Origin of the sequence: Mycobacterium sp. BK086 (assembly GCA_004362315.1) — a bacterium.
Taxonomy (GTDB): Bacteria; Actinomycetota; Actinomycetes; order Mycobacteriales; family Mycobacteriaceae; genus Mycobacterium.
The window spans coordinates 1,274,571-1,300,734 of record SNWL01000003.1; the positions used below are offsets into that span (position 1 = coordinate 1,274,571).

The 26,164-nt window shown below is 65.4% G+C and carries 29 protein-coding genes; 23 read left to right on the forward strand and 6 right to left on the reverse strand.

Going from position 1 to position 26,164, the window contains the following annotated elements; translation table 11 throughout:
- The first annotated feature begins 32 nt into the window (after positions 1-32).
- The 3 genes from crcB (EV580_RS06190) to EV580_RS06200 are packed head-to-tail and all read left to right on the forward strand — an operon-like array spanning position 33 to position 1,851.
- Positions 33-431, forward strand: coding sequence for a fluoride efflux transporter CrcB (gene crcB, locus EV580_RS06190; RefSeq protein ID WP_133690185.1), 399 nt, complete (start codon positions 33-35; stop codon positions 429-431).
- Positions 428-793: a fluoride efflux transporter CrcB gene (gene crcB, locus EV580_RS06195; RefSeq protein WP_133690186.1), complete on the forward strand. Its 366-nt coding sequence runs from the start codon at positions 428-430 to the stop codon at positions 791-793. The genes crcB (EV580_RS06190) and crcB (EV580_RS06195) overlap by 4 nt, the downstream gene beginning before the upstream one ends.
- A complete protein-coding gene (locus EV580_RS06200; RefSeq protein ID WP_133690187.1) occupies positions 790-1,851 on the forward strand; it encodes a DUF190 domain-containing protein in 1,062 nt (353 codons plus the stop codon). The genes crcB (EV580_RS06195) and EV580_RS06200 overlap by 4 nt, the downstream gene beginning before the upstream one ends.
- Here EV580_RS06200 and EV580_RS06205 read toward each other — a convergent pair whose 3' ends face one another.
- Genes EV580_RS06205 through EV580_RS06215 form a run of 3 tightly spaced genes read right to left on the reverse strand, consistent with a single transcriptional unit; the run spans position 1,852 to position 3,501 of the window.
- Positions 1,852-2,184, reverse strand: a complete 333-nt coding sequence (locus tag EV580_RS06205; protein WP_133690188.1) for a cupin domain-containing protein — start codon at positions 2,182-2,184, stop codon at positions 1,852-1,854.
- Between the two features lie 15 nt (positions 2,185-2,199).
- On the reverse strand, positions 2,200-2,583 hold the full coding sequence (locus EV580_RS06210) for a hypothetical protein (protein ID WP_133691063.1): 384 nt from the start codon (positions 2,581-2,583) through the stop codon (positions 2,200-2,202).
- Positions 2,584-2,643: 60 nt separating this feature from the next.
- Positions 2,644-3,501 (reverse strand): LLM class F420-dependent oxidoreductase, encoded by an 858-nt coding sequence (locus EV580_RS06215; protein ID WP_133691064.1) that lies wholly within the window; start codon positions 3,499-3,501, stop codon positions 2,644-2,646.
- Positions 3,502-3,535: 34 nt separating this feature from the next.
- On the opposite strand from EV580_RS06215, the gene EV580_RS06220 reads away from it, so the two are divergent.
- Positions 3,536-3,727 (forward strand): hypothetical protein, encoded by a 192-nt coding sequence (locus tag EV580_RS06220; RefSeq protein ID WP_133690189.1) that lies wholly within the window; start codon positions 3,536-3,538, stop codon positions 3,725-3,727.
- Here EV580_RS06220 and EV580_RS06225 read toward each other — a convergent pair.
- Positions 3,724-4,068 carry a hypothetical protein gene (locus EV580_RS06225; RefSeq protein WP_133690190.1) on the reverse strand — a complete coding sequence of 115 codons (345 nt, stop codon included), beginning with the start codon at positions 4,066-4,068 and terminating at the stop codon, positions 3,724-3,726. The genes EV580_RS06220 and EV580_RS06225 overlap by 4 nt on opposite strands.
- A gap of 48 nt (positions 4,069-4,116) precedes the next feature.
- Between EV580_RS06225 and EV580_RS06230 the strand changes: the two genes are divergently transcribed.
- The 13 genes from EV580_RS06230 to EV580_RS06290 all read left to right on the forward strand — a co-directional run bounded on the left by EV580_RS06230 (position 4,117) and on the right by EV580_RS06290 (position 18,248).
- Complete coding sequence (locus tag EV580_RS06230; RefSeq protein ID WP_133690191.1) at positions 4,117-4,617, forward strand: hypothetical protein; 501 nt, start codon at positions 4,117-4,119, stop codon at positions 4,615-4,617.
- A 110-nt stretch (positions 4,618-4,727) separates the two neighbouring features.
- A complete protein-coding gene (locus tag EV580_RS06235) occupies positions 4,728-5,936 on the forward strand; it encodes a PP2C family protein-serine/threonine phosphatase (protein WP_133690192.1) in 1,209 nt (402 codons plus the stop codon).
- On the forward strand, positions 5,936-7,525 hold the full coding sequence (locus EV580_RS06240; RefSeq protein WP_133690193.1) for a sensor histidine kinase: 1,590 nt from the start codon (positions 5,936-5,938) through the stop codon (positions 7,523-7,525). The genes EV580_RS06235 and EV580_RS06240 overlap by 1 nt, the downstream gene beginning before the upstream one ends.
- Entirely contained in the window at positions 7,522-7,971 is a 450-nt protein-coding gene (locus EV580_RS06245; RefSeq protein WP_133690194.1) for a response regulator, read from the forward strand. The genes EV580_RS06240 and EV580_RS06245 overlap by 4 nt, the downstream gene beginning before the upstream one ends.
- 345 nt (positions 7,972-8,316) lie before the next feature.
- Entirely contained in the window at positions 8,317-9,030 is a 714-nt protein-coding gene (locus EV580_RS06250) for an MlaE family ABC transporter permease (protein WP_133691065.1), read from the forward strand.
- Positions 9,031-9,040: 10 nt separating this feature from the next.
- Positions 9,041-9,895 (forward strand): ABC transporter permease, encoded by an 855-nt coding sequence (locus tag EV580_RS06255; protein WP_133690195.1) that lies wholly within the window; start codon positions 9,041-9,043, stop codon positions 9,893-9,895.
- Positions 9,896-9,897: 2 nt separating this feature from the next.
- A complete protein-coding gene (locus EV580_RS06260; protein ID WP_133690196.1) occupies positions 9,898-11,286 on the forward strand; it encodes an MCE family protein in 1,389 nt (462 codons plus the stop codon).
- A complete protein-coding gene (locus EV580_RS06265; protein WP_133690197.1) occupies positions 11,283-12,311 on the forward strand; it encodes an MCE family protein in 1,029 nt (342 codons plus the stop codon). Before EV580_RS06260 ends, EV580_RS06265 begins: the two co-directional genes overlap by 4 nt.
- Positions 12,296-13,609 carry an MCE family protein gene (locus EV580_RS06270; RefSeq protein WP_133690198.1) on the forward strand — a complete coding sequence of 438 codons (1,314 nt, stop codon included), beginning with the start codon at positions 12,296-12,298 and terminating at the stop codon, positions 13,607-13,609. The genes EV580_RS06265 and EV580_RS06270 overlap by 16 nt, the downstream gene beginning before the upstream one ends.
- Positions 13,606-14,925, forward strand: coding sequence for an MCE family protein (locus EV580_RS06275; protein WP_133690199.1), 1,320 nt, complete (start codon positions 13,606-13,608; stop codon positions 14,923-14,925). The genes EV580_RS06270 and EV580_RS06275 overlap by 4 nt, the downstream gene beginning before the upstream one ends.
- Positions 14,922-16,067: a virulence factor Mce family protein gene (locus EV580_RS06280; RefSeq protein ID WP_133690200.1), complete on the forward strand. Its 1,146-nt coding sequence runs from the start codon at positions 14,922-14,924 to the stop codon at positions 16,065-16,067. The genes EV580_RS06275 and EV580_RS06280 overlap by 4 nt, the downstream gene beginning before the upstream one ends.
- A 1-nt stretch (position 16,068) precedes the next feature.
- On the forward strand, positions 16,069-17,538 hold the full coding sequence (locus tag EV580_RS06285; RefSeq protein WP_133690201.1) for an MCE family protein: 1,470 nt from the start codon (positions 16,069-16,071) through the stop codon (positions 17,536-17,538).
- A gap of 95 nt (positions 17,539-17,633) precedes the next feature.
- The gene (locus EV580_RS06290) at positions 17,634-18,248 is read left to right on the forward strand and encodes a TetR/AcrR family transcriptional regulator (protein ID WP_133690202.1); all 615 of its coding nucleotides are present in this window, start codon (positions 17,634-17,636) and stop codon (positions 18,246-18,248) included.
- On the opposite strand, the gene EV580_RS06295 is transcribed toward EV580_RS06290, so the two are convergent.
- Positions 18,180-19,034, reverse strand: a complete 855-nt coding sequence (locus EV580_RS06295) for a hypothetical protein (RefSeq protein ID WP_133690203.1) — start codon at positions 19,032-19,034, stop codon at positions 18,180-18,182. The genes EV580_RS06290 and EV580_RS06295 overlap by 69 nt on opposite strands.
- A gap of 139 nt (positions 19,035-19,173) precedes the next feature.
- Between EV580_RS06295 and EV580_RS06300 the strand changes: the two genes are divergently transcribed.
- On the forward strand, positions 19,174-20,217 hold the full coding sequence (locus tag EV580_RS06300) for an LLM class F420-dependent oxidoreductase (protein WP_133690204.1): 1,044 nt from the start codon (positions 19,174-19,176) through the stop codon (positions 20,215-20,217).
- On the opposite strand, the gene EV580_RS06305 is transcribed toward EV580_RS06300, so the two are convergent.
- Positions 20,208-21,452, reverse strand: coding sequence for an acyl-CoA dehydrogenase family protein (locus EV580_RS06305; protein ID WP_133690205.1), 1,245 nt, complete (start codon positions 21,450-21,452; stop codon positions 20,208-20,210). The genes EV580_RS06300 and EV580_RS06305 overlap by 10 nt on opposite strands.
- A gap of 217 nt (positions 21,453-21,669) precedes the next feature.
- On the opposite strand from EV580_RS06305, the gene EV580_RS06310 reads away from it, so the two are divergent.
- From EV580_RS06310 to EV580_RS06330, 5 genes are read left to right on the forward strand one after another with little or no spacing between them, the layout of a single operon-like run.
- The gene (locus tag EV580_RS06310) at positions 21,670-22,122 is read left to right on the forward strand and encodes a ketosteroid isomerase-related protein (RefSeq protein WP_133690206.1); all 453 of its coding nucleotides are present in this window, start codon (positions 21,670-21,672) and stop codon (positions 22,120-22,122) included.
- Between the two features lie 14 nt (positions 22,123-22,136).
- Positions 22,137-22,640: a ketosteroid isomerase-related protein gene (locus EV580_RS06315; protein WP_133690207.1), complete on the forward strand. Its 504-nt coding sequence runs from the start codon at positions 22,137-22,139 to the stop codon at positions 22,638-22,640.
- A 17-nt stretch (positions 22,641-22,657) separates the two neighbouring features.
- Entirely contained in the window at positions 22,658-24,229 is a 1,572-nt protein-coding gene (locus EV580_RS06320) for an AMP-binding protein (RefSeq protein WP_133691066.1), read from the forward strand.
- Between the two features lie 15 nt (positions 24,230-24,244).
- Positions 24,245-25,747, forward strand: a complete 1,503-nt coding sequence (locus EV580_RS06325) for an aldehyde dehydrogenase family protein (RefSeq protein ID WP_133690208.1) — start codon at positions 24,245-24,247, stop codon at positions 25,745-25,747.
- The gene (locus tag EV580_RS06330; protein WP_133690209.1) at positions 25,744-26,163 is read left to right on the forward strand and encodes a hypothetical protein; all 420 of its coding nucleotides are present in this window, start codon (positions 25,744-25,746) and stop codon (positions 26,161-26,163) included. The genes EV580_RS06325 and EV580_RS06330 overlap by 4 nt, the downstream gene beginning before the upstream one ends.
- Position 26,164 lies beyond the last annotated feature (1 nt).

The window sequence follows — 26,164 nt, forward strand, 5'->3', positions numbered from 1 at the left end:
CGCGGATTCATCCACGGTTAAGGGGGTTGCCGATGTTCGGCCATGACAACCGGGAACTGGCGGCCGTGTTCGTCGGCGGCGCGGTGGGCACCCTGGCGCGCGCGGTGCTGGCGACGGTCTTCGTCACCGACCCGGCACGCTGGCCGTGGGCGACGTTCATCGTCAACATCGTCGGCGCATTCCTGCTCGGCTACTTCACCACCCGCCTTCTGGAACGGCTGCCGCTGTCGAGCTATCGCCGTCCCCTGCTAGGCACCGGGTTGTGCGGCGGACTCACCACGTTTTCCACCATGCAGGTCGAGACGCTGAAGATGATCGAGCATCACCACTACGGATTGGCCGCCGGCTACACCGTGGCCAGCATTGCCGCGGGCCTGATGGCGGTCTACGTCGCGACGGCACTGGTGCGCCGGGTCAGGATCCGCGCATGACCATCGCGATCTGGGCCGGCGTCATGTTGATCGGCGGGGTGGGCTCGGTGGCGCGGTTCATGGTCGACCGCGCGGTCGCCCGCCGTGCGGCGCGGTCCTTCCCGTTCGGCACGCTGGCGGTCAACATCAGCGGCGCGGTGCTGCTCGGCTTCATCAGCGGGCTGACCCTGAGCCACCAGGCCGCGCTGCTGGCCGGTACCGCCTTCGTCGGCGCCTACACCACCTTCTCGACCTGGATGCTGGAGACCCAGCGCCTGACCGAGGAACGCCAGATCTGGCCCGCGGTCGCCAATCTCGTCGTCAGCGTCATCCTGGGTGTCGCCGCGGCGATGCTCGGCCAGTGGATTGCGAGCCTGCTGTGAGCGATACCTACCTCAAGCTGACCGCCTTCTTCGGCGAGCGCCAGCGCGACGGCTCCCGCTTCCTCGCCGAAGCGATGCTCGATCTCTACGCCGAGCGTCAGGTCGCCGACAGCGTGATGCTGCGCGGCATCGCCAGCTTCGGCCCGCGCCACGTCATCCGCAGCGACGAATCACTCACCCTGTCCGAGGATCCGCCGATCGCGATCGCCGCCGTCGACACCGCGGAGACCATCGGCGCTCTGATCGACGACGTCGTGGCCATCACCCCGCGCGGGCTGATCACCCTGGAACGGGCCCGGCGCTATGGCGGAGAGCTGCCCGAGAGTGACGACGGGGTCAAACTCACCATCTACGTGGGGCGCCGCCGCCGGATCAACGGCGCGGCCGCCTTCTACGCGGTGTGCGATCTCCTGCACCGCCATCACTTCGCGGGAGCGACGGTGTACCTCGGGGTGGACGGCACCGCCGACGGTCGACGGCGCCGCGCGCGTTTCTTCAGCGGCAACACCGATGTGCCGATCATGATCGTCGCGATCGGCTCGGCCGCGCAGGCCCAGCGCGCCTTGCCTGAACTCGAGGCATTGATGAACGAGCCGCTGGTGACGGTCGAACGCGTCCAGGTCTGCAAGCGCGACGGCGAGCTGCTGACCCGCCCGCCTGCGTTGCCTGCTGTCGACGCCCACGGTCGCGAACTGCGCCAGAAGCTGACGATCCACACCGACGCGGCCACCCACTACGACGGGGCGCCCATTCACCGAGCACTGGTGCGCCGGCTGTGGGAATCGCAAACCGTCGGCGGAGCCACCGTGCTGCGCGGCATCTGGGGTTTCCACGGAGACCATAAGCCGCACGGCGACAAGCTGATTCAATACGGACGCCAGGTGCCGGTGACCACGATCGTCGTCGACACTCCCGAAGCCATCGCACGGTCCTTCGACATCATCGACGAGGTGACCGGCCACCACGGCCTGGTCACCTCCGAGATGGTGCCCGCTCTGCTGATGCTCGACGGCGACATCCGCCAGGGCGCGACCGATCTGGCCGACTACCGCTACTGATCAGCTGTCGGCCAGGACCGTCAGCAGGATCACCGAGTCGTCGACGGCGTGCAGGCCGTGCCGTTCGCGCGGGACGACCAGTAGATCGCCTTCGGAACCTTCCCAGGTTTCCTCGGCGGTCGTCAGCCGGACGTTGCCGCGCAAGACCTGCAGCGTGGTCTCCCCCGGACTGTGGTGCTCGCTGAGGTCGCGGCCGCCCGCCAAGGCGATCAACGTCTGGCGCAGTTGGTGATCGTGGCCGCCGTGCACGGTGTGCGCGGCGCGCCCACTGTTCGACGATCGTGCCGCGGCCAGGTGTTCGTCGGCGAGCTGGGACAGCGAAACCGAATCCATGACATCCTCCAATTCTCAAAAATCAAGCAACAGAACGCCACCCACGAGCAGCGCCACCACTTTGACAACTTCCACCACTACGTAGACGTAGTGCGCGTTCGACCGCCCGGCCTCGGCCTGGCTCGGGTCGGCCAGCACCGCATCGGAGCGCCGCGTCAACGCCGGCCGCACGAGCAGCACCTGGATCAGCAACGCGGCGATGGCCACCAGGGCGGCGGCGATGACTCCGGTACTGGGCGTGCCGATCACCAACGCAACGACGACGACCGCGGCCAACACGGCTTCGCAGGTGTTGAGCGCGCGGAAGACGAGCCGGCCGATCCCCAAGCCGAGCGCGATGGTGACTCCCGGAGCGCGAAACTTCAACGGCGCCTCCAGAAACGAAATGGCCAGCACCATTCCCAGCCAGACGAACACCGCCGCCGCCGCCACCGCAGTCCAGTGCGCCACCGTCTCTCCCTACTGCCAATCGCTCGCGAGCTCGGCCACCCAGGCACCGGCATCTGCCGGATCCTGCGGTGGCGACGCCACCAGCACAAGCTCGTCGACACCCAACTCTTCCAAACGGCCCGCCTGCGACCGATCCGGTTGGCGCAGTGCGACCGCCACCCGAAGCTCGCCGAGGTCACGCCCGGACTCCGCACACAGCCGGCGCAATGTCGTCACCTTGGCCGCGACATCGTCGACGTCGAGCAGGTTGAAGCCGTACCAGCCGTCACCCCAGCGTGCGACGCGGCACAGCGCGGCGTCGCTGTTGCCACCGCAGACGATCGGGATCGCACCCGCCTTCGGTCTGGGATTGACCCGGATCTTCTGGAAGGTGGCGAATTCTCCTGCGTGAGAGGCGATATCGTTGGACCAGATGGACCGCATCGCGACCACGTAGTCGGCGGTACGAGCCGAGCGCTGCTCGAAGGGGACCCCGAGGGCGTCGAATTCCTCACGCGACCAACCGATTCCGATGCCGAGTGAGAATCGGCCACCGCTGAGCTTGTCCAAGCTGGCAGCCTGCTTGGCCACGATCACCGGGTTGTGCTCGGGCAACAGCAGCACACCGGTAGCCAGACCGATGGTCGTCGTTGCGGCCGCGGCGAAGGACAATCCGATCATCGGGTCGATCCAGTCGGCGTCCGCAGGCACCGCGATCTTGCCGTCGTCGGCGTAGGGATATCGCGATGCGGAGTCGTCGACCATGACGACGTGCTCCCCCGCCCACAACGTGGCGAAACCGCTGTGCTCGGCAGCAGCAGCCACTGCCTGGATCACCGCGGGTTCGGCACCCGTGCCGATACCCAGAGCGTGCAACCCGAGTCGCATACTGCGCATCATCCCACGCGTCATGATGGTCGCCATGAACGATGACCCGGTCGCGGCGCTACAGCGGTGGGAGGACGCCGGCGCGCACTGGGCGGTGATCGATCGTCATCGCGACTCGGTCACCGTCGGCCTGTATCGCTGCGACGGCGGTGAGGAGGTCGACCGATTCACCTCAGCCGATCCCGCACTGCTGAGCTTCGTCCGCGATCGCGACAGCAGCTTCTAGAGCTGGATGAAGCCGCCGTTCCACCAAACACCCCAGGCCGGCAGGTCGGCGTTCCAGACCACCGGTAGCCACGGCGCCCACGGGGGCGGAGGCGGCGCCGGCGGCGCCCAGACGGGCACGACGTCGTCGACGACGCCGATATGGCCGGGAGGGGGCAAATAGCCCTGTCCGGGCGGTAGGGGGTTACCAGGCCTGCCAACGTTGGCACCCGGCCCACCAGGAACCCACGGCGGCCCTGGTGGAGGGTGCGGATCGGCCTGGGCCACGCCCGCCCCGGCGCCCAGCGCGACGGCCCCAACCACGGTCGCGAAAGCCACCTTGGCAGTCATCAAGATCGTCATAGCGAGAACACCTGTACCCGGCCGACGCTGTCCGGTAAACACAGGGAGATGCGCACCACGGCCTGGGCGGCGGTGGCCGGACTCGCCCTCACCACTGTGGCGGCCTGCGGTGGGAGCAGCGACACCACACCCACGCTGACCACCACGAACACATCCACCACCACCACGATCGCGGCCGCACCGGCACCGCAGCCCAAGACCGTCAAATGGGTGGAGCTCAAGGCCGGGGACTGCCTCGCCGATCCGCCGCCGGACGATCCCGCGGTCGTGCTGGTCACGGTCGTCGACTGCGCTCAGCCGCATCTGGCCGAGACGTATCTGCGGGCGCCGATCCCGGTGAATGCGGCCCTGGCCGACGTCGCCACCGGCGAATGTGCGACCGGCTTGCAGCACTACACGGGCGCTGGACCGGGAACGGCCCCCTACACCACCACCTATCTCATCGATTCCGAGCAGGATCGGACGTCCGACAACCCGTATCCGAGCACGGTGATCTGCCTGTTGGAGGGCATCGACGGGAAACCACTGACCGGCTCGGCGCGACACTGATGACGCCCCGCTACCTGCACATGCCAGGTCCAACCGGTAGGGTCGTTATGTTGTCTACTCAATACCCAGGTCAAAGCGCGGCCGATCTCAAGATGAGGATCTGATGGCCCATGCGCGCCCCCTATCACCCTGAGGTGCTCAACCCGTCCGGCTTTGCCGGCGCCAACAAGCGACCGATTTCGCTGCTGCTGATCGAAGACGATCGCGGTGACGCCATCCTGGTCGAAGAGTTGATCGACGACGCGGGCGCGGACATCACGGTCGAGTGGGCAGCCTCGATCGCCATTGCCGAGGAGAAGCTGGCCGTTGGCCGGCCGGACTGCGTCCTGCTGGATCTCAACCTGCCGGACGCGAACGGTATCTCCGCGGTCGACCGCGTCACCAAACTCGACGCCACACTGCCGATCGTGGTGCTCACCGGTCTCAACGACGAGCACTTCGGCATGTCGGCGATGGCCTCCGGAGCCCAGGATTACCTCGTCAAGGGTCACGTCGAGCCCGAGACCCTGCACCGCTCGCTGCTTTATGCCATCGAGCGCAAGCGGGCGGAGTTGACCGCGGTCGACCTGCACACCACTCAGGTGCGAGCCCAGGAGAACGCCCGGCTCGAGCGGGCCCTACTTCCGCTGCCGCTGCTCAACGAGGACCCCGGGGTCGAGATCGTCACCCAGTACCGGCCCAGCCGGGAGAACGCCCTGCTGGGCGGCGACTTCTACGACATGGTCCAGACGCCCGACGGCACCGTGCACGTCATGGTCGGTGATGTGGCCGGCCACGGCCCCGACGAGGCGGCGCTGGGTGCCGCATTGCGAATTGCGTGGCGCGCCTTCACTTTCGCCGGACTTCGCGGCAATGAGCGGATGCGCCGACTCGAGCAGATCCTGCGGGCCGAGCGAGCCGGCGCGGGTATCTTCGCGACGGTGCTCAGTGTGGCGCTGTGGCCCGATGGTCGGGGCTTCACCGCGGTGCGCGCGGGCCACCCCGGCATGCTGCTGCACGGGCCGGGCACCGTCGAATGGCTCGAACCGCCGGCGGGACCGGCGTTGGGACTCGGCGCGCAGCAATGGCCGCAGAACGAGTTGGAGTTGCCCGACGGCCACGCGCTGGTGCTGCTCACCGATGGCCTGTTCGAAGGCTATTCCGGTGTCGGCAATCAGCGTCTGGGCGAGGACGGTCTGCTGGAGCTGGCCCGTTCGATCGCGACGCTGCCCGGTCCCGAGTTCGTCAAGTCCCTGATCGAGGCCGCGGAAGCCTGCGCGCTGTCACACGGCGGGATCAGCGACGACATCGCGGTGCTGCGCGTGGAGCGGACTCGCTGATGAAAGAGGTGGCAGGCACCCGCCTGTCTGGTCTGACAGTACGAGGCTGGCTCAGCGTCGTGCTGGTGGTGGTCGGGGTCGTAGTACTCGGCGGCGCGGTGATCGCGGCGGTGCTGCTCAACCGCACCGACGAGACCAGCCGCCAGCTCATCGACAACATTCAGCCCGCCCGCGTCGCCGCCTATCGGCTGCAGGCTGCACTGCGCGACCAGGAGACCGCGGTACGCGGTTACGTCATCGCCGCCGACGGACAGTTCCTGACGCCGTACTACGACGGCCAGAAAGCCGAACAGACTGCTGCGCAAGCCATTCGAGGCCAGCTGGCCGGCCGCCCCGAGCTGATCGGCGATCTGGACGCGATCGAACAAGCCGCGGCGACGTGGCGTTCCGGGTATGCCGAACCGCTGATCGCCAGCGTGACGCCGGGGTCACCCAGTGTGGTGACGAAAGCGGATGCCGAGGCCGGGAAGTCGAAATTCGACTCTCTGAGAGCCCTTTTCGATTCCCAGAACACTCATCTGGCGACCGCCCGAAACGACGCCGTGACACAGCTCGACACCGCTCGGGCCTGGCGCGATCGGGCCTTGGGCGTGGTGATCGCGACCTTCATCATCACCGGGTTGGTGATCACGATCCTGGTGCGCAACGCGGTCACCCGTCCGCTCGACGCGCTGGCCGCGGCGTGCCGCCGGATCACCAACGGCAGCTTCGGTCAGCACATCGTTCCCGAGGGCCCCAAGGACATTCGTGCCATCGCCGCCGACGTCGAGGACATGCGGCAACGGATCGTCGACGAACTCGACGCGTCCAGCGCGGCCCGCGCAATGCTGGACGAACAGGCCGGCGAGCTGCGTCGGTCGAACGCCGAACTCGAACAATTCGCCTACGTCGCCTCGCACGATCTGCAGGAGCCACTGCGCAAGGTCGCCTCGTTCTGCCAGCTGCTGGAGAAGCGGTACGGCGATCAGCTCGACGAACGCGGCCAGCAATACATCGATTTCGCGGTCGACGGCGCCAAGCGCATGCAGATCCTGATCAATGACCTACTGACGTTCTCCCGCGTCGGCCGGCTCAACGCCACCCAGGTGAAGGTGAACCTCGACACCGTGCTGGACGAGGCGATCGCCAATGTATCCACCTCGATCGAGGAAACCGGTGCCGAAATCACGCGCCCACAGCCACTCCCACGGGTGATGGGCGATCCGACGCTGCTGATCATGCTGTGGCAGAACCTCGTGAGCAACGCCGTCAAGTTCCGCCGCGAAAACCAGGCCCCCCGCATCGCCATCACCTGCGAACCCGCTACGGGAGAACAGGAAGGGCAGTGGATGTTCACCTTCTCCGACAACGGAATCGGCATCGCCGACGAGTTCGTCGACAAGGTGTTCGTGATATTTCAGCGACTGCACGGCAAGGATGCCTACGCCGGCACCGGAATCGGACTGGCACTGGTCAAGAAAATCGTCGAACACCACGGCGGCAGCATCTGGATCGACACGTCCTACGAGGACGGAACGCGCTTCCGGTTCACGCTGCCCGCCATCACCGCATCCGAGCTTCAGCCCCAATTGGAAGGAACCGCTTCATGACCGACAACGGTCGCGCGATCGATGTCCTACTCGTCGAGGACGATCCCGGTGACGAATTGATCACCCGGGAGGCGTTCGAGCACAACAAGCTCAAGAACACCCTGCACGTCGTGCACGACGGCGAGGAAGGGCTGGACTACCTGTATCGGCGCGGCCAGTTCACGAACGCCACCCGGCCCGATCTGATCCTGCTCGACCTGAACCTGCCCAAGTACGACGGGCGCCAACTCCTCGAGAAGATCAAGTCCGACGACGACCTGCGCTCCATTCCCGTCGTGGTGCTGACCACCTCGTCGGCGGAAGAAGACATCCTGCGCAGTTACAAGCTGCATGCCAACGCGTATGTGACCAAGCCGGTCGACCTCGACCAGTTCATGAGTGCGGTCCGCCAGATCGACGAGTTCTTCGTCCAGGTGGTCCGTCTGCCGGGCGGCCAGCCCCGCTGACGTTCAGCAAACCCCAAGGTGATTCGGCCGGGGGTTGCGGTGGGCGCCGGCGCTAGGGATTCGGCCCTCCCCCGGGCCCAACGCGATTCCACGGACGAACGGCGCCGTGGTGCTGGTCAAACCCGAGTCAGGCGGGCGAAGTGATCGGCCGCTAACTCTTTGGGGGTAGAAATTCGCCCCCATCGAGGAGCAGCAGGTGTAGCAACGCTCACGATAGCGTTCCGCCATGCCGTCGGTCGTCATCGTTGAACCCGGGCCGCCGACTCCATCGGCACCTGGCGGCATCTCGTGACCGCGACATATCCCCTAGCCAAGCCCGTGCGCGCGTTCGGCGGGTTCATCGGCATGTCGCTGGACACCTTGATGGCGATGTTCCGGCCGCCATTCGCCTGGCGTGAGTACTTGTTGCAGACCTGGTTCGTCGCGAGGGTGTCGGTGCTTCCCGCTCTCATGCTCACGCTGCCCTACTCGGTGCTGCTGGTGTTCACGTTCAATATCCTGCTCGGCGAATTCGGGGCAACCGACTTCTCCGGTACCGGCGCCGCAATCGGCACCGTCAACCAGATCGGCCCCATCGTGACGGTGCTGGTCGTCTCCGGGGCCGGAGCCACCGCAATGTGTGCCGACCTCGGCGCCCGCACCATTCGCGAAGAACTCGACGCGCTGCGGGTGATGGGAATCAACCCGATCCAGGCCCTGGTCGTTCCCCGAGTCCTGGCGGCAACCACTGTGGCACTGGCACTTTCGGCGACGGTCATCCTGGCCGGACTGACCGGTGCCTACATCTTCTGCGTGTACATCCAGCACGTCTCACCCGGCGCGTTCGCGGCGGGGTTGACCTTGTTGACCGGCATGGGCGATGTGATCGTCTCGCTCACCAAGGCAACACTTTTCGGCCTCGCCGCGGGCCTCATCGCCTGCTACAAGGGCATTTCCGTCGGTGGCGGTCCGGCGGGCGTGGGGAACGCCGTCAACGAAACCGTCGTGTTCACGTTCATGGTGCTGTTCGCGATCAACGTCATCGTGACAGCCGTCGGCATCCAGTTCACCGTCTCGTGAGGGCCGACCGGTGAGTGCCAATGCGCCAAGCAGATTGCATCCCAGGCTGGCGGACAGCCTGCAAGGTGTAGCCGGGAGCTGGAACCGCATCGGAGCCCAAACCCGGTTCTACGCCACGACACTGGCGGCGATCCCGGAAGCGGTGACCCGCTACCGCAAGGAGCTGCTGCGGTTGATCGCGCAGATGGGGCTCGGGGCCGGAGCACTCGCAGTCGTCGGCGGCACCGTGGCGATCGTGGGCTTCTTGACGATGACCACCGGCGCTCTGGTCGCCGTTCAGGGCTATAACCAGCTGTCCTCAGTCGGTTTCGAGGCCCTGACCGGTTTCGCGTCGGCGTTCTTCAACGTGCGGCTCATCGTGCCCGGCACCGTCTCAGTGGCTCTGTCGGCGACCATCGGCGCCGGCGCCACGGCCCAGCTCGGCGCGATGCGGATCAACGAGGAGATCGACGCACTGGAGGTCATCGGGATCCGCTCCGTCACCTACCTGGCCTCCACCCGGGTGCTGGCCGGGGTCATCGTGGTGATCCCGCTGTACTGCATCGCGGTCATGATGGCTTTCCTCGCCGCCCGGACCGGGACTGTCGCCATCTACGGACAGGGATCGGGTGTCTACGACCATTACTTCAACACCTTCCTCAACCCGACCGACGTCATCTGGTCGTTCATGCAATCAGTCGCGATGACGATCGTGATCATGCTGGTGCACACCTATTACGGATTCACCGCCAAGGGCGGGCCCGCGGGTGTTGGCGAGGCGGTTGGCCGCGCAGTCCGAACGTCCATGGTGGTGGCCGCGGTGGAGATCGTGATGATCTCGCTCGCCGTGTACGGCCAGTCCGGCAACTTCAACCTCGCCGGGTAACGATGGAAGACCGACCTGGTGAGAGCCGCCTTTCGGACGGCTGGTGGACCGTCATCCTGCTGGTGGCCATCGGCGCGTTCTTCTTTGTGACGACAACGGCATTCGCGGGAACGTTCCGGTCTTACGTTCCTGTCACGCTGACATCGGACCGGTCCGGGCTGGTGATGGAAACCGGCGCGAAGGTGAAGATGCGTGGGGTCCAGGTCGGCCGGGTCAGCGGTATCGACGGCGGGCAGGGCGACACCAGCCTGCGCCTGGAGATCGAGCCCGACCAGATCCGCTATATCCCAGCCAATGTCGGAGCTCAGATCAAATCCACAACGGCGTTCGGGTCCAAATTCGTCGACCTGGTCTATCCGTCCGAGCCCAGCCCGCAGCGGCTGGCCGCCGGAACGGTTCTGCGGTCGGCCAATGTCACCACCGAGGTCAACACCGTCTTCGAGAATGTGGTGAACCTTCTCGACATGGTCGACCCCGCGAAGCTGAACGCGGTGCTGACTGCCGTTGCCGACGGCGTGCGCGGGCAGGGACCACGCATGGGTGAGGCCACCACCGACCTCAATCAGGTACTGAAGGCACTCAACGATCGCAGCGACACCATCCGCGACGACTGGAGATCGTTCAAGAAATTCAACGACACCTACGCAGCCGCAGCCCCCGACATCGTGGCAATCCTCAACTCCGGAACCACGGTCAGCAAGACGATCGCCGATCGCGCCCAGGCACTGGACACGTTGTTGCTCAACACGATCGGCTTCACCCAGTCCGGCCAGGAGCTCCTCGGTACCAGCGGCGACAAACTGGTGCAGGCGGTGAACACGCTGGAGCCCACGACCGCACTGCTGATGAAGTACAACCCCGTCTACACCTGCTGGCTGCAAGGCGCGACCTGGACGCTGGACCACGGCGGCTATGAAGCGTGGGGCGGGAAAGACGGGAAGTCTGCCGTGTACGACATCGCCCTGCTGCTGGGCAACGACCCGTACCAGTACCCGGACAACCTGCCGATCGTGGCGGCCAAGGGCGGGCCGGGCGGCAAGCCGGGCTGCGGATCGATGCCCGATCCCACCAAGAACTTCCCCGTCCGCCAACTGGTGACCAACACCGGCTGGGGCACCGGCCTGGACATCCGGCCCAATCCCGGCCTCGGACATCCCTGTTGGGCCGACTGGTTCCCGGTCACCCGCGCCACACCGAAGCAGCCGAGCATTCGTCAGTGCCTGCCGGGGCCCGCTCCCGGTCCGGTCGTGCCCCCGGGCATGCCGCCCTACGGCGCGGCCTGGTACGGGCCGGACGGCACCCCGCTGTGGCCGGGTGTGCCACCGGCACCAGCACCGGATCCTGCTGCAGCACAACCACAGCCGGGGCCACCGACAGGAGATCAGCCGTGAAGGACGACCTCAAGGGCACAGTCTGGCGACTCGGCATCTTCCTGACGGTCTGCCTGTTCGGGGCTTTCGCTCTGCTCGCGGTGTTCGCACAGTTCCGGTTCGGCGGCGGTACCACCTACAACGCCGTGTTCACCAATGTCACCGGCCTGAAGAAGGGTGACTTCGTGCGTATCGCCGGAGTCGAGGTGGGCAAGGTCGAGGACATCGCGATCGAGCGGGACGCGACGGTGCGTGTCGAGTTCTCCGCCAACGACGCGGTGATGCTCACCGAGGGAACGCGAGCAATCATCCGCTACGACAACGTGATCGGCGGCCGCTTCCTCGCTCTCGATGAGGGAACCGGCGGGGTGAAGCGCCTGCAGCCCGGCCAGACCATCCCGGTGGACCGCACCGCGCCCGCCCTGGATCTGGATTCCGTCATCGGCGGATTCAAGCCCTTGTTCCGCGCGCTCAGCCCCGAGCAGGTCAATGCGCTGAGTGGCCAACTCAATCAGGCCTTACAGGGGCAGGGTGCCACCATCGGCTCGTTCCTGAGCCAGGCCGCCGTGTTCACCAACACTCTGGCCGACCGCGACAAATTGATCAGCGAGGTGATCACCAACCTGAACGCGGTGTTGGGCTCCCTGGGTAGCCAAAGCGCGCAACTGGACAAGGCCGTCACGAATCTGTCCGGGTTGGTCGACGGGCTCAACGCCCGTCGTACGGATATCGCCAATGCCTTCGCCAGTACCAACGCGGCCGCCGCGACGGTGGCCGACCTGCTGACGCAGGCGCGCGGGCCGTTCCAGAAGGTGGTCCAGGAGACCGACCGGGTCTCCTCGATCGCCGTCGCCGACCATGAGTACCTGGAGAAGCTGATCGACACGCTCCCCGACAAGTACCGCGCGTTGGGTCGCCAGGGCATGTACGGCGATTTCTTCAGCTTCTACTTGTGCGATCTCGTTCTCAAGGTCAACGGCAAAGGCGGGCAACCGGTTTTCGTCAAGGTGGCCGGCCAGGACACCGGGCGGTGCACGCCCAAGTGAAATCCTTCTCCGAACGTAATCCGTTTGTTCTCGGCGTCATTGGCGCCGTCGTCATCAGCGGCGTCGTGATGGCGGCGCTGAACTGGCAGAAGTTGCCGTTCCTCAATCCTGGCCACAACTACTCGGCGTACTTCGCCGACGCCGGCGGATTGTTCACGGGTGCAGGGGTGGAAGTGTCGGGGCTTCCTGTGGGCAAGGTGTCCGACATCGAGCTGTCCGGTCCGCAGGTTCTGGTGACCTTCCGTATCAACGGCGACGTGCATCTCGGTGAGCGCACAGTGGCGGCGATCAAGACCAAGGGTCTGCTGGGCACCAAGATGCTCGACGTCATCCCCCGGGGCGATGGCGAGCTGTCCGGCCCGATTCCGCTCGATCGCACCACCTCGCCCTATCAATTGCCGGACGCGCTGGGCGATCTGACGACGACGATCAGCGGCCTCAATACCGACCAGCTGTCGGATTCGCTTGCCACGATGGCAGAAACGTTTGCTCATACTCCACCGGATCTGCACAACGCGGTGGCCGGGGTGGCCCGATTCGCCGACATCCTCAACAAGCAGGACGCCCAATTACGCAACCTGCTGGCCAATGCGGCCAAGACCACTGATGTGCTGGCCAAGCGCACCGACCAGATCGTCGACCTGGTGCGACAGACCAACTCACTTCTGGTCGCCCTGCAGACACAGAGCCAATCGCTGGATCGCATCTGGCGCAACATCTCCGGAGTCTCCCAGCAGCTCAAGGAGTTCATCGCCGAGAACCGCACCACGCTCAAGCCAGCACTGGAGAAGCTCAACGGGGTGCTGACCATCGTCGACGACCGCAAGGCCAAGGTGCAGGACGCCATCAAGCGCCTCAATGCCTACGCCATGTCGCTGGGTGAGTCGGTGTCCTCGGGCCCGTTCTTCAAGGCCTACCTCGTCAACCTCTTCCCCGGACAGTTCGTGCAGCCGTTCATCGACGCCGCCTTCTCCGACCTCGGCCTCGATCCGGCCACCCTGCTACCGTCGCTACGCACCGATCCTCAAGTGGGCCAGCCGGGTACGCCCGCGCTTCCGGTGCCGTATCCGCGGACCGGCCAGGGTGGCGAGCCGCATCTGAACCTGCCGGACGCGATCACCGGCAACCCGGGCGACCCGCGCTACCCCTATCGTGAGCCGCTGCCCGCGCCGCCCCCTGGTGGACCGCCGCCGGGCCCACCGGCCGTGTCACCGCCCGGGATCGCTTCTGTTCCCGACCCCGTCCAGGCGCCCTTCTTCGTGCCGGCACCCGGTGAAGGACAAGGAGGACAACAGTGACGAAGCTGCGTAAGCCGCGCACGGTGCTGGCGGCCGTTCTGGTACTCGTCCTTGTCGCGGGGTCGCTGCTGGCCCTGCGCGCATACAACCGGGCCGACCGGATCGAGGTGGTCGGCTACTTCGACAACAGCACAGCGCTTTTCCCCGGTGACGATGTGCGCATCCTCGGTGTGCCGGTCGGTCAGGTGGCCAGTGTCGAGCCACAACCCGACGGGGTGAAGATCTCATTCTGGTACGACCGCAAGTACAAGGTTCCCGTCGATGCCAAAGCGGCGATCCTGTCGCCGATGTTGGTCACTGGGCGTGCTATTCAGTTGACTCCGGTGTACACCGGCGGTGCCGCCATGCGCGACGGTGCCGTCATCCCCCGCAATCGCACGGTCGTTCCGGTGGAGTGGGATCAGGTGCGCGTCCAGTTGCAGCGGCTCACCGAGCTGCTCAAGCCCACGGCGCCGGGCGGGGTGAGCACACTCGGATCGTTCATCAACACCGCCGCGGACAACCTGCGCGGCGAGGGCGGCAACATCCGCGACACGATCATCAAACTGTCCCAGGCGATGTCAGCGCTGGGCGATCACAGTGGCGACATCTTCGCGACATTCAGAAATCTCTCGATCCTCGTGACAGCGCTGCGTGGCAGCAGCGACCTGCTCGGCGCGCTCAACGAGAACCTGGCTTCGGTGACGGGCCTGCTCGCCAATGACCCAACCAAGATCGGGGACGCCTTCGCTCAGATGAACGCGGTCATCGGGGACGTGAAGACATTCATCGACGACACCGGCGAGACCATCGGCACCACTACCGACAAACTGGCCTCGATCAGCACCGCGCTCAACGAGAGCCTCGACGACATCAAGCAGACGTTGCACATCGCGCCGACGACCGTGGCCAACTTCACCAACATCTACGAGGCGTCCAACGGCGCGTTCACCGGCGCGCTCGCGGTCAACAACTTCGCCAACCCGATCTCGTTCCTGTGCGGTGCAATTCAGGCCGCGTCCCGGCTGGGCGCCGAGCAGTCGTCCAAGTTGTGTGTGCAATACCTGGCGCCGATCATCAAGAACCGGCAGTTCAACTTCCCACCGATCGGCGAGAACTTCCTCGTCGGCGCGCAGGCCCGGCCCAATGAAGTGACCTACAGCGAGGACTGGCTGCGCCCGGACTATGCCCCGCCTCCGGCCGCACCTGCGTCGCCGGCACCGGCCCCGCAGACCCCGCTGGCCGCGGAAGGCGCGCCCCCGGATACGACGACCGTCTCCACGAATCCGTCTGCCGGATTGACCGGAATGATGGCCCCGACCGGCGGTGGCTCGTGAGGCGGCCGTATCGCGCAGCGGTCGCCGTCTCGGTGATCCTCGCCCTGGCGGCGGGCACATCGGGCTGCGGGCTGAAGAATTGGCAGGGTCTGAACTCCCTGTCGCTCCCCGGCACTGAGGGCAACGGGCCCGGTTCGTTCACCATCGAGGCAGAAATGCCCGATATCAACAACATTCAGCCCAACTCGCGGGTTCGTGTCGGTGATGCGACGGTCGGCCATATCACCAAGATCGAACTCAAGGGCTGGCACGCGCTGGTCACAATGCGCCTCAACGGCGATGTCGTGCTGCCGGCGAATGCGATTGCCAAGATCGGGTTGACCTCGATCCTCGGCTCCCAGCACATCGAGCTCAGCGCACCGGCCACCACACCCCCGCAGGGCCGGCTTCACGACGGATCGCTGATCCCGCTGGCGAACTCGCAGTCCTACCCCACTGTCGAGCAAACCCTCGCCGCCGTGTCCACGGTGCTCAACGGTGGCGGACTCGGCCAGATCCAGGACATCACCGAGGCGTTCAGCACGGCATTCCGGGGGCGCGAGCAGGACCTGCGCAGCATCATCGGCGAAATCGACCGGTTCACGGCCAATCTCAACGACCAGACCGACGACATCATCGCCGCCACCGAGAGCCTCAACACACTGGCGGGTACGTTCGCGGCCAGCCAACCGGTGCTGGACAAGGCTCTCAAAACTGTCCCCGAGGCACTCGCCGTCCTCAACAACGAACGCGACAACCTCGCCAACGCAGCCGACGGGCTGGGCAAGTTCGCCGACTTGGTCATCACCACCGTCGACGGGAGCAAGGCGAATCTGGTCAAGGAACTCAAGGACATTGGCCCGGTGCTGGAGTCACTGGCCAATGCCGGTCCCAGCATGACCCGCGCCCTGTCCCTCATTCTCACGTTCCCGTTCCCCAACGAGACCATCGAGAAATGGCAGCGCGGCGACTACGCGAACATGACGGCCGTCGTCGACCTCACGCTCAGCCGCATCGACCAGGGTCTGTTCACCGGCACCCGCTGGGAAGGCAATCTCACCGAACTCGAGATGCAATGGGGACGCACGATCGGCCAGTTCCCCAGTCCGTACACCAAGACCAACCCGTTGGTCGCGCCGTACCGCTTCGACCAGGGGCCCTGATATGCATCTCAGCCGGCGAATACTGTTCCAACTCGCCATCTTCACCGTCATTGCCTTGAGCGCGGTGGCCCTGATGAGTCTGTACTTCCTCAAGCTGCCGGCAAAGGTCTTCGGCGTCGGCCGCTACACCGTGAGTATGCAACTGCCCGAGACCGGTGGACTGTACGGCACCGGGAACGTCACCTACCGCGGTGTCGAGGTGGGACGCGTGCAGTCGGTACAGCTCACCGATACCGGTGTGGAAGCGCAATTGTCACTGAAATCCGGCATCGACATTCCCTCCGACCTCAGCGCGGAGGTGCACAGCCAGTCAGCCATCGGCGAGCAATACGTCGAGCTGATCCCCCGCAACGGCACGTCCCGCCCGTTGAAGGACGGCGACATGATCCCGCTCTCCGAGACGTCGGTTCCGCCGGACATCAATTCGTTGCTCGACGCCGCCAACTCCGGGCTGCACGCGATTCCGAGGGACAACCTCAAGACCGCGGTCGACGAGGCGTACACCGCCGTCGGCGGACTGGGTCCGCAGCTCGCCGATATCGTCAAGGGCTCAACAGCTTTGGCGATCGATGCCCGCAAGAATCTCGACCCGCTCATCGCGCTCATCGACAACTCCAAACCCGTTCTGGATTCCCAGGTCCAGACCTCTGCCGCCATCCAGGCCTGGGCGTCACACGTGGCGACGGTGACGGGCGAGTTGGAGAAGGAGAACGACGCCGTCGCCGGATTCATCGACCAGGGCGGCATCATCGTGAGTTCTCCGGAAACGCAACGCCTGCTCGACCGGATCAAGCCGACCTTGCCGATCATCATGTCCAACCTCTCCAGCGTCGGCCAGGTTGCGGTCACCTATCAGAACGACATCGAGCAGTTGCTCGTGTTGCTGCCCCACGCCGTATCCGAAGGCCAGGGAACGTTCCTGGCGAACGCGAACACCAATCAGGCCTACCGGGGCGAGTACTTGTCGTTCAATCTGAACATCAATCTTCCGCCGGCCTGCACCACCGGCTTTCTGCCCGCCCAACAGGCTCGGGTTCCCAGCTTCACCGACTATCCGGAACGACCCGCAGGCGACTTGTACTGCCGTACTCCGCAGGATTCCCCGTTCAATGTTCGTGGGGCCCGCAACATTCCGTGTGAGACGGTTCCGGGTAAGCGGGCGCCGACGGTGAAAATGTGTGAGAGCAACGAGCAGTACGTCGCGCTCAACGACGGCTACAACTGGAAGGGCGATCCGAACGCCACCAGCACCGGTCAGGCGATCCCCCAGTTACCGCCGGGATCACCGGAATCGCCACTGGGAATGCCGACCGCTCCACCACCGCCGGCGCTGGTGGGTGTGGCCGAATACGATCCCGCCACCGGAACGTACGTCGGCCCCAACGGGCGTGAGTACACCCAGTCCGACCTGGCCCAACCCGCCAAGCAGGACAACTCGTGGCAGTCGATGTTGTTGCCGCCGGGCTCCTGACCTCGCCCAGCCAGTAGCGCGCCGGTATTCACCTCAGCCGATGCGATTGCAGAGGTGAATGGCCATGCATAATGAATCGGCATACACATTGGGAGGTGAGGACGATCGGCGCTGACTCGCGTGGTGTGGCACCCGCCCACGTTCGCACTCGCGACCCCGAACGCAAGACCCGCATTTTGACCGCCGCGGCAGACCTCGTCGCCCGCAAGGGCTACCACGCGGTGTCCATCGCCGAAATCGGCGCTGCCGCAGGAATCACCGGCTCCGGGGTATACCGCCATTTCGACAGCAAGTCAGCCGTCCTGGTGGCGCTCTTCGACCGGGTCATCGACGACTTACTCCGCGACGAGCAGGAGATCCTCGACGCCACCCGCGACCTGGGTGACGCGCTGAGCCAATTGATCGCCGGTCAGGTCGAATTCGTGGTCGGCGACCGGGAATTGGCGCAGGTGTATCACAACGAGATCAACAATCTCCCCGAGGAGGATCAGCGCAGGCTTCGCCGCAAGCAACGCCTGTATCTCGAGGAGTGGGTCCATCTGGTCGACGAACTGCGCGACGATCTCAACGACGCCGAGGCACGGACCGTCGTGCACGCGGCGATCGGGGCCATCCAGTCAACGCTGTTCCACGGCGTCGGCCTAGCCGAGGACCGGTTGCGGATGCTGCTCACCGAGTCCGCCCGCGCGGTGCTCGGCATCGGCGGCTGACGCCTCGTCGGGCAGAAACCTACTCAGCCCGTTGACGACAACGGCGCACAACACGATGGACAGGATCGTCGCCAGACCGATCACCGTCCGGGTCGCCAGGCCGTTGTCGAGATGCATCGCGATGATCACCGGGGCGCCCAGGCCGAAGTTCGCGCCGAAGAATGTCATGGGGAAGACGATGAACAACCCCAGCAGTCCCCAGTTCGTCGCGGCCTTGCGCCAGACGAGAACCGCGACGACGGTGAACAGCACAACCTGGGTACCTTCCAGGACACCAATCACCAAGGGGTAGTTCCAGATCCGTCCCAGGTAAGGGCCGTAGTAGGTGTAGACGTTGGTGGCGGTGCCGGTCACTTCGAAGACACACGAGCCAACGATCTCGATCCCCCATACGGTGAACAATCCGCGCCGGCTCAACCGGCCGTCGTAGATCAGCCGTCCGGCGTAGAGGCACGCGGTGGCGTACAGGATGATGTAGCCGCTGTGCGTCCAGTTCGGTTGGGGTACCGCGAATGCCGAGAAATGCACCAGGCCCGCACCCGGTGTGCCGTCCGCGTGCGCGTCGTAGAACCAGAGATCGAAGGCGACGTCATAGAGCGGTTCGGCGAATGCCGCCAGACCCGCCGCCAAGCAGGCGATCAGGTAGAACGGGGTGCGCTGTTTGAGCCCCATCCACACGGCGATCATCAGCATCGTGAGCACGATTACCCAGCTGGCCCAGGTGAATACGTTCTGCCACACCAGGCTGAGCTCATGCTGCATGACATCGGTCGGCGTTCGGCCCATTCGACAGCTCCTCAGTGAGTGTTTCCTCACTAAGCTATGACCGCGATGGCCGCCACCACACATCCACCGAGGAGGATTTACCTCCCCACTCGGGGGTGAGGAGCACGTTTGGGACCGCAGGCCATGCCAGGCTGCGGGCGTGTACGTAGACAGCAATATCGGCGGCGGTACCGATGGAACCGGCGGTGCCGATTTCGGCGTTCTCACCGGACAAATCACAGAGGCGGAACGAATCGGTTTCGACGGCGTGTGGTCCACCGAGGTGAGTCGAGATCCATTCCTGCCCTTGGCCATCGCTGCGCAGACAGCTCCCGGACTGCAGATCGGCACCGCGGTCGCGGTCGCCTTCGCCCGCAGCCCGATGACCATGGCCGCGGTGGCCAACGACCTGAACACCTTCAGTCAGGGTCGGTTCGTCCTGGGCCTCGGCTCCCAGATCCAAGCTCACATCGAGCGGCGGTTCAGCATGCCATGGTCGGCACCGGCGGAGCGGATGCGGGAATACCTCCAAGCGCTGCACGCGATATGGGCCAGCTGGCAGAACCACGAGAAATTGGACTTCCGCGGCGAGCACTACCGCCACACGCTCATGACACCGATGTTCAGCCCGGAGCCCAACCCCTTCGGCACTCCCCGGGTCGTCCTGGCGGCTGTGGGGCCGAAGATGACCGCCGTAGCAGCCGAGCTTGCCGACGGCCTGCTGGTGCACGGGTTCACCACCACCCGCTACCTCGCCGACGTGACTCAGCCGCTGATCGACGCCGGCCTGCGGGCGACCGGTCGACAGCGCACCGACTTCAGTGTCTGCTATCCAGGTTTGATCGTCACCGCTGCCGACGAACAGAGCTATGTCGCTGCGCTACAGCATGTTCGGCGCCAGATCGCGTTCTATGGCGCCACTCCGGCGTATCGGACGGTGCTCGACCTGCACGGCTGGGGCGAGCTGCATACCGAATTGCACCGGTTGTCCAAGGCCGGCGACTGGATCGCAATGGCCGAACTGATCGACGACGAGGTGTTGTCGACCTTCGCGGTCTGCGGCGAGCCCAAGCAGGTCGGTGCCGAGATCGTGCGCCGCTTCGGCTCCCTGGTGGACCGGTTCACCGTGTACACGCCCTATCCCCTCGACGAGGCCACCCGCGCGGCCGTCGTCGAGGGGATCAGGCGAGCCGATCAGGCCTGATTGGCGGCCGCGGCCGTATTCAGCAGGAATTCGCCGATGTAGGTCTGGGTCTGGTCGGCGTTGAGCGGCTGGAACATCGACGCGGCCGAGTCCCGGTAGAGACGCTCGAAAATGGTTCCCTTGCGGAAGGATTCACCACCCACCAGGCTCATCGCCTTCCGCGACATGTACAAGACGTTCTCGGAGGTGAAGGTCTTGGCGATACCGAGGTAGGGGAATCGCAGCTCCGGCTGCCAGTCCTTGTCGCGCCCGTTGATCAGGTCCTCACAGGTCTGGTAGACCACGCGCTTGGACAGCTGGACCCGGGTGGCCATGTCGCCGATGCCATCGATGATGTGGCCGACGTTCTTGACCTCGGTATCAGCCGCGACGATCGCGCCGAAGGTGGCGCCGAGGTGCTTCTTGGACAGTTTGGCCACCGACTCCTCGAGAATGCGGTACTGCATGCCGAGGTAGATGCTGGCGAACATCAGCGACGCCCACTCCAGGACACCGAATGCGCCGGCGCGCCAGGGTGATACAAAACCATCCTCAGGGATGAAGAACCCGTCGAAATGGATGACCTGGGTGCCGGTGGCGTGCATGCCGAGCGCGTTCCACGTCTTCTCGATGCGCACGCCGTCGCCGATCCCGTTCTCGTCGACCTTGAAGTCACCGATGAAGAGCTTCTCGGCGGCGACCCGGCCTTCGAACGTGTCCGGCAGGTTCCCGTCGGCGTCGGTCTCGGTGGCATTGGTGGTGATGATGTCGGCGGCCTCGCTCAGCGTGCCCCACGTCTTCTTGCCGTAGAGCTTCCACCCACCGCCGGGCTGCGGCACGGCCCGCATGTCGGCGAGCCCGGAGAACCCGGCACGTTTCTCGGAAAACGGGCCGAAGACCAAGTCGCCGTCGGCGACCCGTCCCATCCAATACTTGTTCTGCTCCTCGGACATCAGATTCCCGGCGATGCCGACCATGATGTAGTGCATGTTGTAGGCCAGCGTGATCGCCGAGTCGCCCCGCGACATCTCGGACACCACCTTCGACACGTGCAGGATGTTGCCGCCCGGGCCGCCGAACTCCTTCGGCACCGGAAGGGCGGCCAAGCCCGACTTCTTGAACACGTCGATCGACGGGTAGGCGAAGGTGTTCTCCTGGTCGTACTTCGGGCCGATCTCCCGGAAGAGCTGGGAGACCTCCTGAGCCTTGGCGAAGTAGGGGGCGAACTCCTCGTCCGTCATGTCCTGGTTCAGCATCACGTTCTCCATATCCGATTGGCGCTGTGACGCCGATGCTGCCTCCGCGCAGGCCGTGGGCACACCCCTCACTGGGGGTAACTCGCTCCAACGACAGGGGAACCTCTCCCCCCTTGGGGCAGTCGGTTTCCTCCCGGTGGTAGTCGTCCGCATCTCCCGCACTGCCTAGCGTCGGATGGGTCGTTGCACCTGCTTCCAGCCGCAAGGAGACCCGTCCATGAGCCACGCATTCGCCGTCAAATGGCTGAAGGCGTTCCGGGAGAGCGCCGAAGCTGTCGTCGCTCTCTACGCCGACGACTTCCTGTTCGAGGACCCGATCCTCGGCCAGTCGATCACATCCAAGGACGAGCTGCTGCGCGTGTTCGCGCCCTACGCTAACGCCGACACCGAGAACGGCATCGGCATCAACAACTTCCGCATCGACGAGGTCGTCGGAGATGAGAAGGCCGCCATCTACCGCTGGACCTGGCGAGCACCGACCGCCGGGGCGTTCATCGGCGTGCCCACCAACGGCACCGTTCCCGGGGCCCGTGGCATCACCTTCCACATCTACGACACCGACGGACGGATCAAGCGCGAAGAGAGTTTCTGGGACGCCGCCACCGCGGTACGCGACCTCGGACTGCCCGTCGATCCCACCGCCGTCGCCAAGTCGCCGGCGCTGGTCTGAAAGGAACACCTGACATGAGCCTGGCCACCGACCACGCCAACCGCTGGGTCACCGCGCTGACCTCGGATACCGCCGCGGCGGTCGCCCTCTACGCCGACGACATGGTCTACGACGATCACGCCGACTCCGACCACGTGATCGACACCGCGATCACCAAGGCCGAGCTGGCACCCCGGCTGGCACCCTTCGCCAACACCAACAGCGGTAACGGTGTAGGGCGGCACCGATTCACCGCCACCGAGGCGTTCCAGCTGGCGGGCGTGAACGGCAACCCCGCCGTCGTCATCCTGTGGGACTGGGCCGGCGACGGTCTGGCCACCTATCGGGGTGTGCCAACCGACGGCAAGTCGCTGCACACCCGCGGGATCACCTGGCACCAGCTCGACAGCGACGGCAAGATCGAGCGCGAAACCACCTACTGGAACGACACTCCCGTACTGCAAGAGCTCGGGCTGCCGATCATCACGCCCGAGTACTGGGTCGAAGGGTTCGACCCGGCCTCGCTGGCTCCGCAGTGACCCGAGAACACCGCGGAATGTGGGGGGTGCTGCCCGACGTACTCGACCGGGCATGCACCTACTACGCCGACCAGACCGCGATCATCGACGCGGATCGCAGCATCACCTATCGGCGACTCCAGCAGTGGCGCAATCAAATTGCGCGCGCCCTCATCGATTGCGGCCTTCAGAAGGGCGAGCGGGTAGGGCTGCTGATGCCCAATTGCCTGGAGTTCATTCCCATCCAGCACGGCATCTGGGCGGCAGGAGGCGTGCTGGTGCAGATGCCGACCCGCGCCGCCGCCGAGGGATTTCGGTCTAATCTCGCCGTCACCGACGCGACCACACTGATCTATCACGCCAAGTTCGAGAGCGCGGTCGCGGCGATCAGAGCCGATCTGCCCAAGCTGCAGACCGTCATCCGGGTCGGTACCCCAGACCGGATCGAGGTGGACGCGATCGCGTTCGACGCGATTGTCGACGACCAGCCCGACGCTCGGCCCGATGTGGCCATCGACGAGCACGACGAGGCCTACGTCCTGTTCACCTCCGGTAGTACAGGAGAGCCGAAAGGTGTTGTCAATTCTCACTTCACCTGGAGCTACTACAGCATCTCCGCGGGGCTGGAGATCGGCGACATCGCATTCGGCGAGGTGTTCGCGCACGGCGCCCCGCTGACTCACTTCTCCCAGATCTTCGTGATGCCCACCTTCGTCCGTGGCGGAACCAACGTGATGCTGCCCGGGCTGGAAGTCGACGGCCTGATGGCCAACATCGAACGGCATCGCATCACCGCCACCGCCCTGGTGCCGACGATCATCTACCTTCTCCTTGACCACCGAGGCCGAGGTGATTTCGATCTGAGTTCGTTGCGGACGGTGGTCTATGCGGGCGCTCCGATCGCGCCTGAACGGCTGCGCGAGGCGCTTGCAGTGTTCGGCCCCATCTTCATTCAGACCTACGCGGGAACCGAGCAGGGCTACGTGTCGTGCCTGCGCAAGAACGAACACCGAATCGACGACGAACGCTGGACCGCCCGGCTGGCCTCGGCGGGCCGGCCGATGTTCCCGGTTCAGATCAGCATCCAGGATGACGAGGACCATCCCCTGCCCGTCGGTGAGACCGGCGAGATCTGTTCCCGTCAGCTCGGCCAGATGCTGAGTTACCTTGATCCGGACCGCAATACCGAAACGCTGCGCGACGGGTGGGTGCACACCGGCGATATCGGTTACCTCGATGAGAACGGCTTCCTCTTCATCGTCGACCGCAAGAAGGACATGGTGGTCAGCGGTGGGTTCAACGTCTTCCCACGTCAGGTCGAAGACGTTCTGTCCGCTCATCCCGCGGTGTCGCAGAGCGCGGTCATCGGAGTGCCACACCCGAAATGGGGTGAGTCCGTTCTCGCCGTCGTGGTCGCCAGGACCGGTGAGGTCACCGGTGCCGGCCTCGAGACCGAACTGATCGACCACGTGAAGGCCGCGCTCGGATCGGTACCCGCCCCCAAGACGGTCCTGTTCACCGACGAATTGCCGCTGAACCCGGCAGGCAAGGTCGACAAGAAGGCCATCCGCAAGCCCTACTGGCAGGGACGAACCCGCCAAATCGGTTGATACAGAGGAGTTGTCATGCCCAACCATTACTCGATGTACATCGACGGAAAATGGGTCGAGGCCGACGAGCTTTACGAGATCCGCAGCCCGGCAACCGAAGAGCTGGTTGCGACCGTGGCCAAGGGCGGCATCGAACATGTCGACGCCGCCGTCGCGGCGGCCAAGGATGCGTTCGACGAGGGCACTTGGCGCCGCACCCCGCCGGCCGAGCGGGCGGCACTGATCAATACCGTCGCCGAGAAACTCGCTGCCCGCACCGACGAACTGGCCGCGTTGCAGACCCTGGAGAACGGCGCCACGATCCGCATCACCGGTGCGTTGCATGTCGGACTCTCGGTCGGTCAGCTGCAGTACCTGGCGGCCATCGCCCAGCAATACCAGTGGGAGACGCCCGGCCCGGCGATCGAGCCGATCGCGGCCGACGGCATCGTCGTGCGTGAACCGATCGGGGTCGTCGCCGCGATCGTGCCATGGAACATCCCGTTGCTCACGACGGTGTGGAAGGTGGGACCGGCTCTGGTGGCGGGCAATTCGGTGGTCCTCAAGCCAGACGAGCACGCTCCCCTGCTGGCGCTGGAACTCGCTCGCGAGTTCGAGTCCGCCGGGTTGCCGCCCGGGGTGCTGAACGTGGTCACCGGCGATGGTGAGCCGGTCGGCGCCCACCTGTCCGGGCACCCGCTGGTTCGCAAGGTCGCCTTCACCGGTTCCACCGCGGTGGGCAAGAGCATCCTGAGGCAGTCGGCTGACTCGGTCCGTCAGGTGACTCTCGAACTCGGCGGCAAGGGCGCCAACATCATCCTCGACGACGCCGATATCGACATGGCGGTCGACGGTGCGTTGTTCGCCTGCATGGCCAACAACGGTGAGGCCTGTGAGGCCGGCACCCGCCTGCTGATCCCGGCGAGCCGCAAGGATGAGATCGTCGACAAGCTGGTGCGCCGCGCCGCCACGCTGACGCTCGGAAATCCCCTCGAGCCGACGACGAATGTCGGGCCGATCATCTCGGCGACACAGCGCGATCGCATCCTCGACTACTTCCGTATCGCCGCCAACGAAGGGGCGACGACGGCGATCGGCGGTGGCGCGCCGTCGGGACCGGGCTTCGACAAGGGCTATTGGATCGAGCCGACGATCTTCGTCGACGTCACCAACGACATGCGCATCGCCCGCGAGGAGGTCTTCGGTCCGGTGCTAGTGGTGATCGCTTATGACTCGGTCGAGGAAGCGATCGCGATCGCGAACGACACCAAATATGGTCTGTCGGCCGGTGTTTGGGGTAGCGACGAGCGCGCGCTCGCCGTCGCAAGGCAGTTGGAATCCGGCTCGGTGTGGATCAACAACTGGCACATCATCCATCCGGCGTACCCGTTCGGCGGCTATAAGGAGAGCGGCTTGGGCCGCGAGGGTGGTCCGCACGCGATCGACGAATACGTCGAAGAGAAGTTCATCGCACTGGACCGCTCAGGCGGGATCGAGAACAAGGCGTTCGCGATCGTCATCGATCCGGCTGTCCAGTGACCATGGTCGGGATCGATATCGACATCACCCAGAATCGGCCCCTGCGCTTGGGAGTGCTCCTGGCCGGCGGGGTCGTCTGGGACACCGACGGCGCCGTCGAGCGGGTCCGGGCAACTGATCTCGGCGAGATGGGGCGCATGTCGGCTCGGCTGCGGCGCGCGCATCCCGGGGTCGACGTGGTGGCCGATATCGACGTCGTCATCGCTGCTGACGCGCGCACGGCACGGGCATTGGCGGGTGGGGCACATGACAGTGCCGGCCACACACTGCTTTACATCGGAACGCCCTCGGGCTTGGCAGGGCTGATCGCCGATATCCATGCGCTCGGCATCGCGGACGGCGCGGTGTTGATCCCGCGGGCAGCCGGGGTCGCTGAGCTCATTCGCGACGCTGTGCTGCCCGCGTTGAGCGCCTGAG

Excerpts from the sequence above, each read along its gene's own strand:
- crcB (WP_133690185.1), top strand. The coding sequence starts at position 33 with ATGTTCGGCCATGACAACCGGGAACTGGCGGCCGTGTTCGTCGGCGGC.
- crcB (WP_133690186.1), top strand. The coding sequence starts at position 428 with ATGACCATCGCGATCTGGGCCGGCGTCATGTTGATCGGCGGGGTGGGC.
- EV580_RS06205 (WP_133690188.1), bottom strand. The coding sequence starts at position 2,184 with ATGGATTCGGTTTCGCTGTCCCAGCTCGCCGACGAACACCTGGCCGCG.
- EV580_RS06210 (WP_133691063.1), bottom strand. The coding sequence starts at position 2,583 with ATGGTGCTGGCCATTTCGTTTCTGGAGGCGCCGTTGAAGTTTCGCGCT.
- EV580_RS06215 (WP_133691064.1), bottom strand. The coding sequence starts at position 3,501 with ATGCGACTCGGGTTGCACGCTCTGGGTATCGGCACGGGTGCCGAACCC.
- EV580_RS06220 (WP_133690189.1), top strand. The coding sequence starts at position 3,536 with ATGAACGATGACCCGGTCGCGGCGCTACAGCGGTGGGAGGACGCCGGC.
- EV580_RS06225 (WP_133690190.1), bottom strand. The coding sequence starts at position 4,068 with ATGACGATCTTGATGACTGCCAAGGTGGCTTTCGCGACCGTGGTTGGG.
- EV580_RS06230 (WP_133690191.1), top strand. The coding sequence starts at position 4,117 with ATGCGCACCACGGCCTGGGCGGCGGTGGCCGGACTCGCCCTCACCACT.
- EV580_RS06235 (WP_133690192.1), top strand. The coding sequence starts at position 4,728 with ATGCGCGCCCCCTATCACCCTGAGGTGCTCAACCCGTCCGGCTTTGCC.
- EV580_RS06240 (WP_133690193.1), top strand. The coding sequence starts at position 5,936 with ATGAAAGAGGTGGCAGGCACCCGCCTGTCTGGTCTGACAGTACGAGGC.
- EV580_RS06245 (WP_133690194.1), top strand. The coding sequence starts at position 7,522 with ATGACCGACAACGGTCGCGCGATCGATGTCCTACTCGTCGAGGACGAT.
- EV580_RS06250 (WP_133691065.1), top strand. The coding sequence starts at position 8,317 with ATGTCGCTGGACACCTTGATGGCGATGTTCCGGCCGCCATTCGCCTGG.
- EV580_RS06260 (WP_133690196.1), top strand. The coding sequence starts at position 9,898 with ATGGAAGACCGACCTGGTGAGAGCCGCCTTTCGGACGGCTGGTGGACC.
- EV580_RS06285 (WP_133690201.1), top strand. The coding sequence starts at position 16,069 with ATGCATCTCAGCCGGCGAATACTGTTCCAACTCGCCATCTTCACCGTC.
- EV580_RS06295 (WP_133690203.1), bottom strand. The coding sequence starts at position 19,034 with ATGGGCCGAACGCCGACCGATGTCATGCAGCATGAGCTCAGCCTGGTG.
- EV580_RS06305 (WP_133690205.1), bottom strand. The coding sequence starts at position 21,452 with ATGCTGAACCAGGACATGACGGACGAGGAGTTCGCCCCCTACTTCGCC.
- EV580_RS06310 (WP_133690206.1), top strand. The coding sequence starts at position 21,670 with ATGAGCCACGCATTCGCCGTCAAATGGCTGAAGGCGTTCCGGGAGAGC.
- EV580_RS06315 (WP_133690207.1), top strand. The coding sequence starts at position 22,137 with ATGAGCCTGGCCACCGACCACGCCAACCGCTGGGTCACCGCGCTGACC.
- EV580_RS06320 (WP_133691066.1), top strand. The coding sequence starts at position 22,658 with ATGTGGGGGGTGCTGCCCGACGTACTCGACCGGGCATGCACCTACTAC.
- EV580_RS06325 (WP_133690208.1), top strand. The coding sequence starts at position 24,245 with ATGCCCAACCATTACTCGATGTACATCGACGGAAAATGGGTCGAGGCC.